Genomic DNA, 14,042 nt, shown 5'->3' with positions numbered 1-14,042 from the left:
GGTCTTTACGTGGGAAATTTTCCCACTTATACGCCAATCATGTCGATCACGGGAAAGGGCCCCGCCATGCCGCAGACCGCTTCCAGCGCTGTCCTCCTGCCCCGCGCATCCGCGGCGCGGATCATCTCCTTCCCCGCGGCATCCCGCCCGGCAGCGGAGGACGACCTGCCGCTCCGCCTGCTGCGCCACCACACGAAGAATGCCCTGCAGCGCATCCTGGCGGAGGTCGCGCAGGCCCGCGGGGCAGAGGCGACGCCGGCGGGGCGCCGCATGATCGCGGAGGTGGAGCGCCGCATCCGGCTCAGCGCCGCGGTGTCGGACGCCCTCTTCGGCCTGACGCGCGCGCCGCGGGGTCTGGAAGACCGCCTCCGCTCCCTCTGCGAGGCGACGGTGGAGCTGCTGGGCGATCCGGACCAGATCATCCGGCTGGAGGTGACGGTGGCGGGCGAGTGCCCTCCGTCGCTGCAAGAAACGCTCCTGCGCGCAGCACATGAGATGGTCGGCAACGCCGTGAAGCACGGGCTGCACATGCGCCTGCTCGGCCGCATCGTCGTACGCCTCGACATGGACGGCGCGCGGAGCCGGCTGTCGGTGGAGGATGACGGCTGGGGCTTCGCCGGCACGCGGGACGAGGGTCAGGGCCTGGACCTGCTCCGGTCCCTGGCGGCGCAGCACGGCGGAACGGCCCGGCTGGGCCGCATCACCGACGGGACGCTCGCGGAGGTGGAACTGCCCCACGCGGCCTCTTAGGCCGGGGTCGGGCGGCCCGTGGCCGTCCCGGCGAGACATTGCGGGAAGGGCCCGGCCCTCCCCGGCGGGGCTACCCGCGGACGGCGGTCGCCACAGCGGTGGCGAATGCCTCGGCGTCGGCCACCGGCGGGCTGCGCGAGGGCATGGTCACCTGCACCCGCAGGAAGCGTCCGCCGGCGACGCCGACGCAGACATGCCGCTCCACCGGGTTGCGCCCGAAGGTGCCGCCGAGGGTGGAGCAGGTTAGCGGCCCGCCCCGCGCGGACACCGGGGTCCGGGACCGCTCGGCCAGGCGCCGGCCCGTGCGATCCTGCGGCAGGGTGGTTCCCTCCGCCACGGCGCGTTCGACCTCCGGCGGCAGGTCGGCCTCGGTCACGCTCGGCCGGTTGAGGTCATAGACGAAGACATGCGCGACCGCGATGCGGCGGGCGGTCGCATATTCCACCACCTTGCCGGCGCCGGCATCGCCCGGGGACACGTCGCTCGTCTCGCCGCGCTGGAAGCCCGCGGCCTCGGCCGGGAGCCGGGCCAGGGCCGCGTCCAACGTCGGCCGGCTCGCCGTCGGAGCCTCGGTGCTGGCGCAGCCGGCCAGGGCGCCGGCCAGCGACCCGGCCAGCGCCAGCCGGCGGAGGGCCGCCCCGCTCAATGCACCGCCGGCGTGTGGGGCGCCGGCACCGGCAGCCCGAGGTTCAGGGCCGCGTTGGCCATGATCACACCCTCCCACAGCAGCTCCACGCCGATATAGGCGATCAGAGCGACGCCGAGATAGGCGATCCACTTGTAGCGGTCCAGCAGCCGGGCCAGCAGGCCGCCCAGAAGGCCCATCATGACGATCGAGATCGCCAGGCCGACGATCAGCAGGGTGACGTTGCTGCGGGCCACGGCCGCCACCGCCAGCACGTTGTCCAGGCTCATGGACACGTCGGCGATGATGATCTGCCACAGCGCGGCCATCAGCGTCTTGTCGTGGTGGGACGCGCCCTCCTCGGCCTCCTCGTGCTGGGCTTTGCGGAGCTCCATGAGGAAGTTCACGGCGATGTAGAGCAGCGCCAGGCCGCCCACGATGTCGATCCACCAGAGCGACAGGAGCTGCTGCGCGATGAGGGAGAAGATGATCCGCAGCACCGCCGCGGCGGCGATGCCGAACAGCACCGCCTTGTTGCGCTGGCTCTCCGGCAGGCCGGCGGCGGCGAGCCCGATGACGACCGCGTTGTCACCCGAGAGGATGATGTTGAGCCACATGATCTCGAGCAGCTGCGGGATCGAGCTGGTCAGCGCTTCCATGAACGAACGTCTCCAGGCGTGCCTGCGCGCCCGGCCGCGACACCGTCGCGGGCCGGGGCGTCTTCGATGGTTTGCCCCGCATCGGGGCGCCGTCCTGCGAGAAGGAGCCGACCGCGGTGGCCGGCGGGGGCCCGGGGCGTCCCCAGGCCCGTGATTGCCGGGGCCGCGGCGCGCCTGCGCGCCGAAAGCCGCCGGACCCTAATTCAGCGTGTCACAGACAGGAAGCGGCGGGGACCCTGCCCCGCCGCCCCATGCCGCCCAGATGGAGGGCGGTTCATTTTTCCGCCATGGAGTGCGTCGCCTCCACCGCGACGACGGGGGTGGCACGCCCCATGGCGCCGCGGACGAGGTCGTTGATGACCGCGAGGAGCCCGCCATAGACCACCACCTGCGCGAAGGTGGCCGCCACCCAGAGCCAGGCCGGGAAGGTGCCGGGCAAGGCCATGTAGCCCATCGGCAGGAGCAGGTAGGCATAGGCGTCCGGCACGCGCTGCGTCACCTCCTGCGTGCCGCCGAGTACCATGTCCACCGCGACGTAGAGGATCACCAGCAGGCCGACCCAGGCGATCCAGCGGTGCCGCTCCAGCAGCCGCGCGATGAAGCTCGCGGCCACGCCCATCAGCACCACCGAGATGGCGAGGCCGATGACGAGCACGTCCAGGTGCTCCTTGGCCGCGCCGGCCACGGCCAGCACGTTGTCGAGCGACATGGAGACGTCGGCGACGAGGATCTGAATGATCGCCTGTCCCAGCGTCTTCCTCTTGCCCGTGGGGGACCCCTCCCCCTCCACGCCGGAGACGACGTGCGCCCCCTCGGTCTGCGCGTGGGAGTGGCGCAGTTCCCGGTACATCTTCCAGCAGACCCAGAGCAGCAGCAGCCCGCCGAAGAGCGTCAGCCCGACGATCGCCAGGAGCTGGGTGGTGATGGCCGCGAAGCCGATCCGCATCACCGTCGCGGCGCCGATGCCCCACAGGATCGCCTTGCGCCGCTGGTCCGATGGCAGTCCCGCCGCGGCCATGCCGACGACGATCGCGTTGTCCCCCGCGAGGACGAGGTCGATCAGGAGAACCTGACCGAGGGCGACGAACCATTCCACACCCATCGGCGATCCATCCTTCCTGTCACCCGTTCCCCGCCCGCCTGGGGCCGGGGAACCGGTCTATCCGTTGCGCCCGGGCCGGCCGGCCGGGGCGTCGGCCGCACCCTCGCGGCCTGCCACGACACATCGCGGCGCCACGCCGGATAAACAATCGCTCATCTGGCGGCAACTATCCTCACTCTCCCGCGACGAAGGTTCCGGACCCGGTCCGGATCGCGCGGCCACTCCTGCCCGGTTGACGGCGCCCCCGGCACCCGGATACCGCCGCCCCGCCCCCGCAGGACGCCGCCGATGGTTCCCCGCTACTCCCGCCCCGAGATGGCCGCGATCTGGTCGCCCGAGGCCCGCTTCCGCATCCTCTTCGAGATCGAGGCCCTGGCGGCCGAGGCGATGGCGGAACTGGGCACCATCCCCGCCGAATCCGCCGCGGCCATCCGCCGGGGCGGCGATGCCAAGGTGGCCGCCATCTCCCCGGCGGACATCGAGCGGATCGACGAGATCGAGCGGGTTACCCGGCACGACATCATCGCCTTCCTCACCTGGCTGGGCGAGGGACCCGACGGCATGGGCGAGCACGCCCGCTTCATGCACCAGGGCATGACCTCCTCGGACGTGCTGGACACGACCCTGGCGGTCCAGCTCACCCGCGCCGCCGACCTGCTGATCAAGGATGTGGACGCCGTTCTCGCAGCCCTGCGCCGCCGGGCGGAGGAGCACGCGCTGACGCCGACCATCGGCCGCTCCCACGGCATCCATGCGGAGCCCACCACCTTCGGCCTGAAGCTGGCCGGCCACTGGGCCGAGTTCGCCCGCTGCCGGGCGCGGCTGGTCACGGCGCGGGAAGAGGTCGCGACCTGCGCCATCTCCGGCCCCGTCGGCACCTTCGCCTCGGTGGACCCGCGGGTCGAGGCGCATGTCGCCGCGCGGCTCGGCCTGCGGCCGGAACCGGTCTCGACCCAGGTCATCCCGCGCGACCGCCACGCCGCGTATTTCTGCGCCCTGGCCGTGACCGCCAGCGCCATCGAGCGGCTGGCGACGGAGGTCCGCCACCTGCAGCGGAGCGAGGTGCGGGAGGCCGAGGAGTTCTTCCACCCGGGCCAGAAGGGCAGCAGCGCCATGCCCCACAAGCGCAACCCGGTGCTGAGCGAGAACCTGACGGGCCTCGCGCGCCTCGTGCGCGGCTACGCGACGCCGGCGCTGGAGAACGTCGCGCTCTGGCACGAGCGCGACATCAGCCATTCCTCCGTGGAGCGGGTGATCGGTCCGGATGCCACCATCGCCCTCGACTTCGCCCTCATGCGGCTCGCCGGAATGATGGAGAAGCTGGTGATCTACCCCGAGCGAATGCGCGCGAACCTCGAGAGCCTCGGCGGTGTCGTGCACTCGCAAAAGGTGCTGCTGGCGCTGACCCAGGCCGGCATGAGCCGCGAGGAATCCTACGCCGCGGTGCAGCGCGCGGCGATGGCGACCTGGGAGGCCCTGGGCACGTCCGCCGGCCGCTCCTTCCGCGACAACCTCCTGGCCGATGCCGGCGTCACCGCCCGGCTGAACGCCGGGGCGCTGGACCGCGCGATGGATCCCGCGCGGGATTTCGTTCACGCCCGCGCCACCCTCGACCGGGTGTTCGCGGAGGCGTGACTTCGAGGGGCACGATCACGGCACAGACGAGACACGGTCGCCGCCGTTTTGCCGTGATGAAAGGGCTATAAGACCCTCCATCCCAGGCAGGAGCGATGATCATGCCTCGTGCTTCCCTCCGCATCGGCCTCGCGGCCCTGGCCGGCGCCGGCGCGCTGGCCGCCGCGCCGGCCATGGCGGCGCCCGTCGGGGCTCTCGCCCCGCGTGCCCCGATGGCCGAGGCGGTGCAGTACTACTGCCCGCCCGGCTACCACTTCTCCTACCGCTGGGGCGGTTGCCGCCCGAACCGGCCGCCCCCGCCCTACGGTTACGGCTACTACCGGCCGCCGCCGCCGGCTTATTATCCGCCGCCCCCGCCGCCGCCGCGCTACCCGCCGCCGGGCGTGGGCCTCTACTACCGGTACTGAGCGGTCCGCCCGCGCTTCCGCGAGGGGGTGCGGGCCACCACCCCGACGGGCAGAGGTTTCCGGGACGGCCCATCGGGCCTAGAGACGCGGCGTGTGCACCGTCATCGTGCTGCGGCGTCCTGGTCACTCCTGGCCGCTGCTTCTTGCCGCCAATCGAGACGAGCGGATCGATCGTCCCTGGGATCCCCCGGCGGAGATCGCGCCCGGCGTCCTGGCCGGCCGTGACCGCATGGCCGGCGGCACCTGGATGGGTCTCAACGCCCTGGGGATTGTCGCCGCCGTCCTGAACCGGCCCGGCACCCTCGGCCCCGCCGCTGGAAAGCGGTCCCGGGGCGAGCTCCCGCTCCTGGCCCTGGAGGCTCACACTGCCGAGGCTGCCGTGCTCCGCCTGACGGGCTTGGACGCCGGGGATTGGCGCCCCTTCAACGCGGTCGTCGCCGATTCTCGCAGCGCGCATTTCGTCCGCGGCCTCGGATCCGGCCATCCGGAGGCCGTGCCGCTGCCCGATGGCGTCTCGATGGTCACGGCCATGGACCCGAATGACCCGGCCTCCCCGCGCACGCGGCGCCATCTCCCCCGCTTCCGGGGCGCGCCCCCGCCCGATCCCGACCGCGACGAATGGTCCGCCTGGGAAACCCTGCTGGCCGACGACGGGGGCGACCGCCTCGCCGCCCTGCGCGTTCCCCCGCGTGACGGCTTCGGCACCGTCTGCGCGTCCCTCCTCGGGCTGGCGGCCGATGGCCGGGCGGTTTGGCGCTTCGCGGCGGGCCCGCCGGGGCTCACGCCCTTTCGCGACCTCCCTCTGCCCCACCGGGCCTGAAACGCGAAGCGGGGCGGCCCTTTCGGACCGCCCCGCCCCAAGTCTTACCGATACGGCCCGATCAGGCGTTGCGCCCGCGCGGGTTCGCCCCGGAGATGTTCGTGTCCAGCGTCTTGTCCACGGCGCGGGACGCCATGGTGCCCGGCGGGTTCGCGGGCGTCCCGTCAGACTGGGACGGATAGGCACCGGAGGTGTTCGTCCCCGCGGCCTTGTCAAAGGCGCGGCTGGCCTCGGTACCCGGCGGGTTGGAGGACTTCGGGTAGACCGAGGTGTCGCGTGCCCGCGCTACATCGTTCTCCGGGTGGGCGCCGGAGATGTTCGTCCCCGCCACCTCGTCCACGCCGCGGCTCAGCATCGTGCCGGGGGGGTTGTTGTAGGACCCGTCCCGGTTCTCCGGCCGCGCGCCGGAGACGTTCGTCCCGGCCACGTCGTCCACCGTGCGGCTGACCACCGTGCCGCGCGGGTTGCCCGGCGTGCCGTCCGGCCCGTCGGAGCTCCAGCCCTCGGAGCGGTAGGTCGCGGCGCGGGTGGAGACATCCACCGGGTTGTGCCGGGCCAGGATGGTCTCGACCATCTGGATGCGGCTCTCGTCGGCACGCACGGTCACGAGGCTGCCACCACGGCGCACGCCCTCGGAGTAGACATGGGCGTCCGCCTCCTCCACGCCCGCGCCGGTCAGGCTACCGATCAGCCCGCCCGCCGCCGCGCCGGCGCCGGCGCCGGTCAGCGCCGCCACGAGCCAGCCGGCCGCGACGATCGGACCGAAGCCCGGGATCGCGAGGGCGCCGATGCCGGCCAGCAGGCCCGCGCCGCCGCCGAGCACGGTGCCGATCGTGGCGCCCGTGCCGGCGCCGGTCTCGGTGGCGTCCGTGTCGATGCCGTTCTCGGCAGCCGTCGCCGTGGTCGTGTCGTTCGCGACGATGGAGATGTCGTCATGCGGGAAGCCGGCGGCCTCCAGCGCCGACACCGCGGCGCGGGCGTCGGAGTAGTTGTCGTACATGCGAGCGATGGTGCGTGTCGCCATGGGGGCTCTCCTTCTTTTCTCTGGTCGATCGGTCAGTACGGGTTCAGCGCGCCGGCGTGGTGGCCGGGGCGGCCGGCGTCGCGGGCGTCGCCGGCGTCGCGCGGGTGGCGGGGGCCGAGGCGGCGGTCGGAGCCGTCGCGGGGGCGGCGCCGGTCACGACGCGGCCCTGGAAGTCCAGGCCGACATCGGTCTGCTGGCCGTTGTGCATCGCGCGGCCGCGCCACACGCCCTGGTCGTCGCGGCGGAGCTCGCCGACGTTGGAGTAGCCGGCCGCCTCGATGCGGCTGCGGGCCTGGCCCTCGGTGAAGGAGTTCGCGCCCGAGGCCGGGGTCGCGGTCGTCTCCGGGGCGGAGCCGGGGTTGGACCCCGTCGCGGTCGCCCCCGTCGCGCCGGCAGGGGTGCGGTCATCGGTCCGCATCCCGGCATTGCCGGTGCCGCCCGCGGGCGAGTTCGGCGTCATGGAGCCGGGCACCTGGGCGGACGCGGCCGGCCGGCCGCCGCTGCCCGCATCCGGGCCGGCCGCGGCGCCCGCAGCGGCGTTGGAGGGGCGGCTGCCCGCGCCCGTGGTCGCGGAGGGCGGCGTGGTGGTCGTCATCGGATTGCCGACGGTGCCGCCCGCGACGGTCGGGGAGGCAGCAGGGCCAGAGGTCGTGCCGGGCGCCGCGGATCCGCCAGAGGGCTGCGTCTGCGGGGCCATGCTCACCGGTGCGTTGCTGCCCGGGCTGGTGTTGCCCGTGGCGCCCTGCTGGGCGAGGGCCGGGCTGACGATCGCGGCGGCGAGGGCCGCGGCGGCGAGGCGCGTGCGCATGCGTGTTCTCCCTGAAGCACAGGTTCCCGGGCGGTTGCCCGATGGTGCGCCGGGTAAACGCGGCTGAGCGGCCCTCGTTGAAGCCAAAGAATCACGCAGTCGTGAGGCTTGACGAGATCGGGCGCGACCCTTGCATGGCTGGGCCGAGGGGCGGCCGGTTGGCCCTGTGGCGCCCGCGCTGCTATATCCCCGGCCGTGCGCCGCCCCGCCCCGGCCCGCCCGGATTCCGGGGCTGCGGGCGGCCAAACCGATTCGGGAACACCCCCATGGCCCGCAGGCGGCAGCTCTATGAAGGCAAGGCGAAGGTCCTGTTCGAGGGGCCGGAGCCCGGCACCCTGGTCCAGTACTTCAAGGACGACGCGACGGCCGGCAACGGTGCCAAGAAGGGCGTCATCACGGGCAAGGGCGTGTTGAACAACCGCATCTCCGAATACCTGATGATGCGGCTGTCCGAGATCGGCGTGCCGACCCACTTCATCCGCCGCCTGAACATGCGGGAGCAGCTGATCCGCGAGGTGGAGATCATCCCGCTGGAGGTGGTGATCCGGAACATCGCGGCCGGCAGCCTCGCCACGCGTCTCGGCATCCAGGAGGGCACGCGCCTCCCCCGCTCCATCGTCGAGTACTATTACAAGAACGACAGCCTGAACGACCCGATGGTGTCGGAGGAGCACATCACCTGCTTCGGCTGGGCCTCCACCCAGGACCTGGACGACATGGTGGCGCTCGCGCTGCGGGTGAACGACTTCCTCACCGGCCTCTTCCTCGGCGTCGGCATCTCGCTGGTGGACTTCAAGCTGGAGTTCGGCCGCCTCTACGAGAACGAGGAGATGCGGATCGTCCTTGCCGACGAGATCTCCCCGGACAATTGCCGCCTCTGGGATTCCAAGACCGGCGAGAAGATGGACAAGGATCGCTTCCGCCGCGACCTCGGCAAGGTCGAGGAGGGCTATCAGGAGGTCGCGAAGCGCCTGGGCATCCTGCCCGAGGCCGGCATCCGCGACATGAAGGGCCCGGAGCTGATGCAGTGAGCGGCGGCACCAAGGCGCCCCTCAAGGCCAAGGTCTTCGTCATGCCGAAGGCCGGCGTGCTGGACCCGCAGGGCAAGGCGATCGGCCACGCGCTGGAGTCCCTCGGCTTCGCCGGCGTCGGCGAGGTCCGCACGGGCAAGGTGATCGAGCTGGAGCTGTCCGAGACGGACCCGGCGGCCGCCAAGGCTGCGGCCGAGGACATGGCCCGCCGCCTGCTGGCCAACACCGTGATCGAATCCTTCCGCGTCGAGATCGGCTGAGGCCGTGATTAAGGCGTCGCTCCTGATCATGACGGTGCTGACGGTGCTCATCTCGATGGGCCTCCGTTGGCGCCAGGCGCGCACGCCCCAGGTCGCCGCCGTCCGCCGGGCCAGCCTGATCGCCCGCGGCAAGAAGGGCTTCGACCGCTGGATCACCGCCGCGGCCATCGCCGCCGTCGTCACCATCGCCCTGCTGGGCGGCCTGCACTGGCTGAAGGTCTTCGCCCGATGAACGCGGCTATCCTTCTCTTCCCCGGCACGAACCGGGAGCGCGACATGGCCATCGCCCTGGAGCGCGCCACCGGGAAGAAGCCCACGATGGTCTTCCACCGGGAGAGCGAGCTGCCCCGGGGCACCGACCTCGTCGTCCTACCCGGCGGATTCTCCCACGGAGACTACCTGCGCACCGGCGCCATGGCCGCGCACTCTCCCATCATGGGCGCCGTGCGCGACTTCGCCGACAAGGGTGGCCATGTGCTGGGCGTCTGCAACGGCTTCCAGATTCTGTGCGAGGCGGGGCTGCTGCCCGGCGCCCTGCTGCGGAACAAGGACCTCCGCTTCCTCTCGATGGATTGCACGCTGCGGGTGGAGCGGGCCGGCACACCCTTCACCGCCCACTGGCAGCGCGGCGAGACCTTCCGCGCCCCCATGGCGCATGGCGACGGCAACTACTTCGCCGACGACGAGACGCTCGACCGGCTGGAGGGCGAGGGACTTGTGGCCTTCCGCTACGCCGACGGGAACCGCAACGGCGCGGCGCGCGACATCGCGGGCATCCTCTCCCCCAATCTCCGCATCCTCGGCCTCATGCCGCATCCGGAGGATTTGGTGGACCCGCTGATGGGCGGGGAGGACGGGCTGCCGCTCTTCACCTCGATCACGGAAAGCCTCGCCAGCGCCTGACGCCGGGCGCCCGGGGGCGCCCGCCGCGTTCGCCGCCGGACGGCGTGGCGCGACGGGAACCGTTCCGATCGTCAGACGGCCGTCGCGACCGGCTCCAGCACCCGGCGGATCGTGGCCCGCGCCGCGTCCATGGCCTTCGCGGCGTCGTCCCAGGGCACCGGGCGGGAGAGCAGGTAGCCCTGCACCTCCGCCACGCCCAGACGTGCCACCATGGCCAGGTCCTCCTCGGTCTCGACGCCTTCCGCCACGGCGGGGATGGCGAGGGCGGCCGCCATGGTGGACACGGCCTCCAGCAGGGTCGCGGCGCGAGGGTCCGAGTTGCAGCCCGCCACCAGCAGCCGGTCGAGTTTGATCTTGCTGAAGGGATAGCGCCGCACCCGGGACAGGGTGCTGTGGCCGCCGCCGAAATCGTCCAGAACCACCGCCACGCCGCGCCGTTTCAGCCCCTCGATGTTCTGCATCGTCTGGGCGCGGTCGTGGGAGAGGGAGGTTTCCGTCATCTCGATGATGAGCTGGTCAGGCGACAATCCGTGCTGGTCCAGCACGGAGGCGACGAACGCATCGAAGTCCGCCGTGCCGAAGGTCGAGCCGGAGATGTTCACCGCCACCGGGCAGGGCGGGCGGCTGGGGCCGGCCAGGCGTTGGCAGACCGTGCCGAGCACCCAGCGGTCGAGCGGGACGGCCTGACCCAGCCCCTCGATCAGCGGGATGATCTCCGCCGGGGAAGGTGAGTCGGGCGTGTTCGGCGACCAGCGCAGAAGCGCCTCCACCGAGCTCGGTTCGCCATCGGGCAGGCGGAGGATCGGCTGCAGCGCGAGTTCGAACGGAAGCGGCGCTCCGCTGGAGAAGGCCTCGCGCAGACGCGTCTCAAGGGTCGCGCGTCCCGGCCGCGCCACCCCGTTCACGGCCACGCGCGTCGTGCCGCGCCCGGCCCGCTTCGCCTCGTACAAGGCGGCGTCCGCGAGCGGGAGCAGGGCGCCGGGATCGCTGGTGTGCCAGGGGCAACCGGCGAAGCCGACCGAGGTCCGCAGGGGAACGACCGTTCCATCGATCAGGAAGGTGTCCGCCAGGGCGGCGTGGATGCGGCTCGCCATCGCCAGCCCGCCCTCGGGCGAGCGCAGGTCCCGCAGGATGACGGCGAACTCATCCCCGCCGAACCGCACGATGGTGTCGGATGCGCGCGCGACAGACTTCAGGCGGCGCGCCACCTCCAGCAGCGCCTGGTCGCCGCCGGCATGGCCGAAGGTGTCGTTGATCGCCTTAAAGCGATCGAGGTCGAGCATCAGCACGCCGATGCTCGTGCTGTCGGGCGTGATGAGGCTCTCCAGCGCCTTGCGATTCGCGACGCCCGTCAGCGGGTCCATGAGCGCCATCTCCGTCAGGTCGCGGGTGGCGCGGCGCAGCGCGAAGGCGGCGGAGACGCCGCGGGCAAGATCGCGGAGGCGCTCCTCCATCTCGGACGGGAAGTCGCGGGGCGTGTGGTCGATGACGCAGATCGAGCCGACCGCGTGGCCGCTGGCGGATACGACGGGCGCCCCGGCATAGAAACGGATGCCCGGCGCCCCGGTCACGAGCGGGTTGTCCTCGAACCGGGGGTCGGCCGCGGCATCCGGCACGATCAGGACCTTTTCCGGCGCGAGGATCGTGTAGGCGCAGAAGGACTGATCGCGCGGAAGCTCCCGCAGTTCCGCCCCGAGGATGGACTTGAAGTACTGGCGCTGGGAATCCATCAGCGAGATCGCCGCCATGGGCGTATTGAACAGGGAGCGGGCGACCCGCGTGAACGCGTCGAGCAGTTGCTCCCCGGCGCTGTCGATGTCCTGCAGCTTGCGGAGTTCAGCCAGCCGCTCCGTCTCCTTATCGGGAATCTGAGCAGGTGGCATGCGCGGTTTCATCCTCCGACGGGTGTCACGAAGAACGTGGCACGGCAACTTGAGGTTGCTTAACAGTGCCCCACCCTACAACACATATGTTGTGAATTCATAGGCGGGATCCCGGTTCCCGCCCAGGCGCGAGCCGGTCCCTCGTTCGCCTGCCCGGGCCAGCCCGGTGCCCACGTGGCCGCACATCTGAGACGCGCCTCCACGTGTTCCAAGCCCTGCATGGCCGAAGACGGCCGGATCAGGACCTCTGACCGTGAGAGGGGCCGCGCCCGGCGGGAACGGGGCGCGAAGCCTTTCTCGCTACTGGACGCGCAGCGCCTGCACCCGTCGGTTCAGCGACCGTCCGGCCTCGCTCGTATTGTCCGCGATGGGCTGCGTCGGGCCGCGCCCCTCCGTCACCAGCCGGTCCGGGGCGATGCCGTTCGCCGCCAGCCACGCCGCCACCGACCGCGCCCGGTTGGCCGAGAGCGGCGTGTTGATCGCGGCGCTGCCGGTGCTGTCCGTATGCCCCACCAGCCGCAGACGCAGCGCGGGATCGGCCTGCATCGCATCCCGCACCTGCATCAGCACCGCCGCGGCGTTGATGTCGAGATCGGCCGAGCCGGTGCGGAAGGTGACGTAGAGCTGCACCTGCCCCGTGCGCCGGATCGCCTCGGCCACCGGCGCCTGCACCGGGGCCGCCGCGGCCCGCGGCCCCTGCCCCGTGACGCGGAACGACGCGTCATAGGCCCCGTAATTGTTCGTCGTGATCCCGTTTCGCGTCGTGCCGGGATAGCGGGGCTGGCCCGGCATCATCTGCACCGAGACCAGCCCGCCTGTCAGCGGCACCGCCCCGGCATGCACCGCGGCCCGGCAGGTGCGGCTGTCCGCCGTGTACACGTCCGTGCCCCAGACCACGCCACTCAGCGTTGCCTCGCCTGGGCAGAGGCAGCTCAGTGCCTCGCTCGATCCCGCGAAGGCCGCCATGTTGTCCGGGCATTGCTGCGGGCCCGCCGTGGCAGACGCGGGGTCGGTCGTGACGGCCGTCGAGGCGCCCTCGAACTGGAACGAGGCGCCGTAGCTGCCGTAGTTGTTCGACGTCACGCCGTTGCGCGTGGAGCCGGGGTACCGCGCCTCGCCCTCCGTCATGCGCAGGCTCACTACCCCACCGCCGGCCGTTACCGCCCCGGCGTGCAGCGCCGCGCGGCAGGTGTTCGAGTCCGCGGTGTAGGGACCGCTGCCCCACACCACGCCCGACCGCGTCGCCGAGGCCGGGCAGGTGCAGCGCAGCTGCTCCCCGGAGGAGGCGTAGGCCTGCATGTTGTCCGGGCACTGGCTCGGTCCGCTCGCCTGCGCAACGCCCTCGAACTGGAAGGAGGTGTCGTAGACGCCGTAGTTGTTCGTGGCGACGCCGTTGCGCGTGGACCCGGGATGGATCGACGCCCCCGGCAGCATCGTAACTGTCACGTGCCCGCCGGCGGTCGTGACCGCGCCCGCGTGCAGCGCCGCACGGCAGGTCCGGCTATCCGCGGTGTAAGGGCCGCTGCCCCACACTGCTCCGCCCCGCGTCGCCTCGGCGGGGCAGGTGCAGGAGAGGGTTTCGGTGCTGCCCTGGAAGCTCGCCAGGTTGTCAGGGCATTGGCCGAGGTCCTGCACGGCGGCGACCGATCCCCCCGCGGCGGCGGACGATCCAGTGCCACCCGGGATCTGCGCGGCGGCGGTGGGGAGTCCCTCGAACCCGAAGCTGGAGTCGTAGGAGCCGTAGTTGTTCGTCACGACGCCATTCCGCGTGGTTCCGGAATACCGCGCCTGGCCCGGCAGCATCCGCACGGTCACGCCGCCGCCCACGCGGCCGACCGCGCCCGCGTGCAGCGCGGCCCGGCAGGTCCGGCTGTCCGCCGTGTAGGGACCGCTGCCCCAGACCACGCCGTCCCGCGTCAGTTCCGCCGGGCAGAGGCAGGAGACGGTCTCGCTCGACCCGGCATAGGACGCCATGTTGTCCGGACACTGCATCGGCGGCGGAGTGGGGGCCGCCTCCAGCGCGTCCGGCTTCGGCAAGTCCTGCGCCATGGCCCCCGCCCCGAGCAGCGAGATCCCGAGCGCGACGGCGGCGGCGAGGGTGCGGGACATGGCGGCCTCTCGGACGGTGAACGGGG

At 72.2% G+C, this 14,042-nt stretch carries 14 protein-coding genes and 1 pseudogene; 8 read left to right on the top strand and 7 right to left on the bottom strand.

Annotated elements, in window-relative coordinates:
- Window positions 1-66: 66 nt before the first annotated feature.
- The gene (locus ACP6CK_RS26605; RefSeq protein WP_426956349.1) at window positions 67-750 is read left to right on the top strand and encodes an ATP-binding protein; all 684 of its coding nucleotides are present in this window, start codon (window positions 67-69) and stop codon (window positions 748-750) included.
- A gap of 70 nt (window positions 751-820) precedes the next feature.
- On the opposite strand, the gene ACP6CK_RS26600 is transcribed toward ACP6CK_RS26605, so the two are convergent.
- The 3 genes and pseudogenes from ACP6CK_RS26600 to ACP6CK_RS26590 form a co-directional block, all read right to left on the bottom strand.
- Window positions 821-1,396: a hypothetical protein gene (locus ACP6CK_RS26600; RefSeq protein WP_426956348.1), complete on the bottom strand. Its 576-nt coding sequence runs from the start codon at window positions 1,394-1,396 to the stop codon at window positions 821-823.
- Entirely contained in the window at window positions 1,393-2,034 is a 642-nt protein-coding gene (locus ACP6CK_RS26595; protein WP_426956347.1) for a TerC family protein, read from the bottom strand. Before ACP6CK_RS26595 ends, ACP6CK_RS26600 begins: the two co-directional genes overlap by 4 nt.
- A gap of 481 nt (window positions 2,035-2,515) precedes the next feature.
- Window positions 2,516-3,136 (bottom strand): annotated as a pseudogene (locus tag ACP6CK_RS26590) (TerC family protein); the annotation flags it as partial.
- Window positions 3,137-3,424: 288 nt separating this feature from the next.
- Between ACP6CK_RS26590 and purB the strand changes: the two are divergent.
- The 3 genes from purB to ACP6CK_RS26575 all read left to right on the top strand — a co-directional run bounded on the left by purB (window position 3,425) and on the right by ACP6CK_RS26575 (window position 5,998).
- Window positions 3,425-4,771: an adenylosuccinate lyase gene (purB, locus tag ACP6CK_RS26585; RefSeq protein WP_426956346.1), complete on the top strand. Its 1,347-nt coding sequence runs from the start codon at window positions 3,425-3,427 to the stop codon at window positions 4,769-4,771.
- 101 nt (window positions 4,772-4,872) lie between these two features.
- Window positions 4,873-5,178 carry a hypothetical protein gene (locus ACP6CK_RS26580; RefSeq protein ID WP_426956345.1) on the top strand — a complete coding sequence of 102 codons (306 nt, stop codon included), beginning with the start codon at window positions 4,873-4,875 and terminating at the stop codon, window positions 5,176-5,178.
- A gap of 91 nt (window positions 5,179-5,269) precedes the next feature.
- Complete coding sequence (locus ACP6CK_RS26575) at window positions 5,270-5,998, top strand: NRDE family protein (RefSeq protein ID WP_426956344.1); 729 nt, start codon at window positions 5,270-5,272, stop codon at window positions 5,996-5,998.
- A 61-nt stretch (window positions 5,999-6,059) separates the two neighbouring features.
- On the opposite strand, the gene ACP6CK_RS26570 is transcribed toward ACP6CK_RS26575, so the two are convergent.
- Both ACP6CK_RS26570 and ACP6CK_RS26565 read right to left on the bottom strand, forming a co-directional pair.
- Window positions 6,060-7,022 carry a general stress protein gene (locus ACP6CK_RS26570; protein ID WP_426956343.1) on the bottom strand — a complete coding sequence of 321 codons (963 nt, stop codon included), beginning with the start codon at window positions 7,020-7,022 and terminating at the stop codon, window positions 6,060-6,062.
- A 43-nt stretch (window positions 7,023-7,065) separates the two neighbouring features.
- A complete protein-coding gene (locus ACP6CK_RS26565) occupies window positions 7,066-7,830 on the bottom strand; it encodes a hypothetical protein (RefSeq protein WP_426956342.1) in 765 nt (254 codons plus the stop codon).
- A 266-nt stretch (window positions 7,831-8,096) separates the two neighbouring features.
- On the opposite strand from ACP6CK_RS26565, the gene purC reads away from it, so the two are divergent.
- From purC to purQ, 4 genes are read left to right on the top strand one after another with little or no spacing between them, the layout of a single operon-like run.
- Window positions 8,097-8,861 (top strand): phosphoribosylaminoimidazolesuccinocarboxamide synthase, encoded by a 765-nt coding sequence (gene purC / locus ACP6CK_RS26560; protein ID WP_426956341.1) that lies wholly within the window; start codon window positions 8,097-8,099, stop codon window positions 8,859-8,861.
- The gene (gene purS, locus ACP6CK_RS26555; RefSeq protein WP_426956340.1) at window positions 8,858-9,121 is read left to right on the top strand and encodes a phosphoribosylformylglycinamidine synthase subunit PurS; all 264 of its coding nucleotides are present in this window, start codon (window positions 8,858-8,860) and stop codon (window positions 9,119-9,121) included. The genes purC and purS overlap by 4 nt, the downstream gene beginning before the upstream one ends.
- Before the next feature lie 4 nt (window positions 9,122-9,125).
- Window positions 9,126-9,353 carry a hypothetical protein gene (locus tag ACP6CK_RS26550; RefSeq protein WP_426956339.1) on the top strand — a complete coding sequence of 76 codons (228 nt, stop codon included), beginning with the start codon at window positions 9,126-9,128 and terminating at the stop codon, window positions 9,351-9,353.
- Entirely contained in the window at window positions 9,350-10,024 is a 675-nt protein-coding gene (gene purQ / locus ACP6CK_RS26545; RefSeq protein WP_426956338.1) for a phosphoribosylformylglycinamidine synthase subunit PurQ, read from the top strand. Before ACP6CK_RS26550 ends, purQ begins: the two co-directional genes overlap by 4 nt.
- Before the next feature lie 71 nt (window positions 10,025-10,095).
- Here the strand turns inward: purQ and ACP6CK_RS26540 are convergent, their stop codons facing one another.
- Together ACP6CK_RS26540 and ACP6CK_RS26535 are read right to left on the bottom strand one after the other, a co-directional pair.
- Window positions 10,096-11,907: a putative bifunctional diguanylate cyclase/phosphodiesterase gene (locus ACP6CK_RS26540; protein WP_426956337.1), complete on the bottom strand. Its 1,812-nt coding sequence runs from the start codon at window positions 11,905-11,907 to the stop codon at window positions 10,096-10,098.
- A 300-nt stretch (window positions 11,908-12,207) separates the two neighbouring features.
- The gene (locus tag ACP6CK_RS26535; RefSeq protein WP_426956336.1) at window positions 12,208-14,016 is read right to left on the bottom strand and encodes an LCCL domain-containing protein; all 1,809 of its coding nucleotides are present in this window, start codon (window positions 14,014-14,016) and stop codon (window positions 12,208-12,210) included.
- Window positions 14,017-14,042 lie beyond the last annotated feature (26 nt).

It is taken from the genome of Muricoccus radiodurans (genome assembly GCF_050154705.1).
Taxonomy (GTDB): Bacteria; Pseudomonadota; Alphaproteobacteria; order Acetobacterales; family Acetobacteraceae; genus Roseomonas; species Roseomonas radiodurans.
This window is presented reverse-complemented; position numbering and strand designations above follow the sequence as displayed.

Excerpts from the sequence above, each read along its gene's own strand:
- ACP6CK_RS26605 (WP_426956349.1), top strand. The coding sequence starts at position 67 with ATGCCGCAGACCGCTTCCAGCGCTGTCCTCCTGCCCCGCGCATCCGCG.
- ACP6CK_RS26595 (WP_426956347.1), bottom strand. The coding sequence starts at position 2,034 with ATGGAAGCGCTGACCAGCTCGATCCCGCAGCTGCTCGAGATCATGTGG.
- purB (WP_426956346.1), top strand. The coding sequence starts at position 3,425 with ATGGTTCCCCGCTACTCCCGCCCCGAGATGGCCGCGATCTGGTCGCCC.
- ACP6CK_RS26580 (WP_426956345.1), top strand. The coding sequence starts at position 4,873 with ATGCCTCGTGCTTCCCTCCGCATCGGCCTCGCGGCCCTGGCCGGCGCC.
- ACP6CK_RS26570 (WP_426956343.1), bottom strand. The coding sequence starts at position 7,022 with ATGGCGACACGCACCATCGCTCGCATGTACGACAACTACTCCGACGCC.
- ACP6CK_RS26565 (WP_426956342.1), bottom strand. The coding sequence starts at position 7,830 with ATGCGCACGCGCCTCGCCGCCGCGGCCCTCGCCGCCGCGATCGTCAGC.
- purC (WP_426956341.1), top strand. The coding sequence starts at position 8,097 with ATGGCCCGCAGGCGGCAGCTCTATGAAGGCAAGGCGAAGGTCCTGTTC.
- purQ (WP_426956338.1), top strand. The coding sequence starts at position 9,350 with ATGAACGCGGCTATCCTTCTCTTCCCCGGCACGAACCGGGAGCGCGAC.
- ACP6CK_RS26540 (WP_426956337.1), bottom strand. The coding sequence starts at position 11,907 with ATGCCACCTGCTCAGATTCCCGATAAGGAGACGGAGCGGCTGGCTGAA.
- ACP6CK_RS26535 (WP_426956336.1), bottom strand. The coding sequence starts at position 14,016 with ATGTCCCGCACCCTCGCCGCCGCCGTCGCGCTCGGGATCTCGCTGCTC.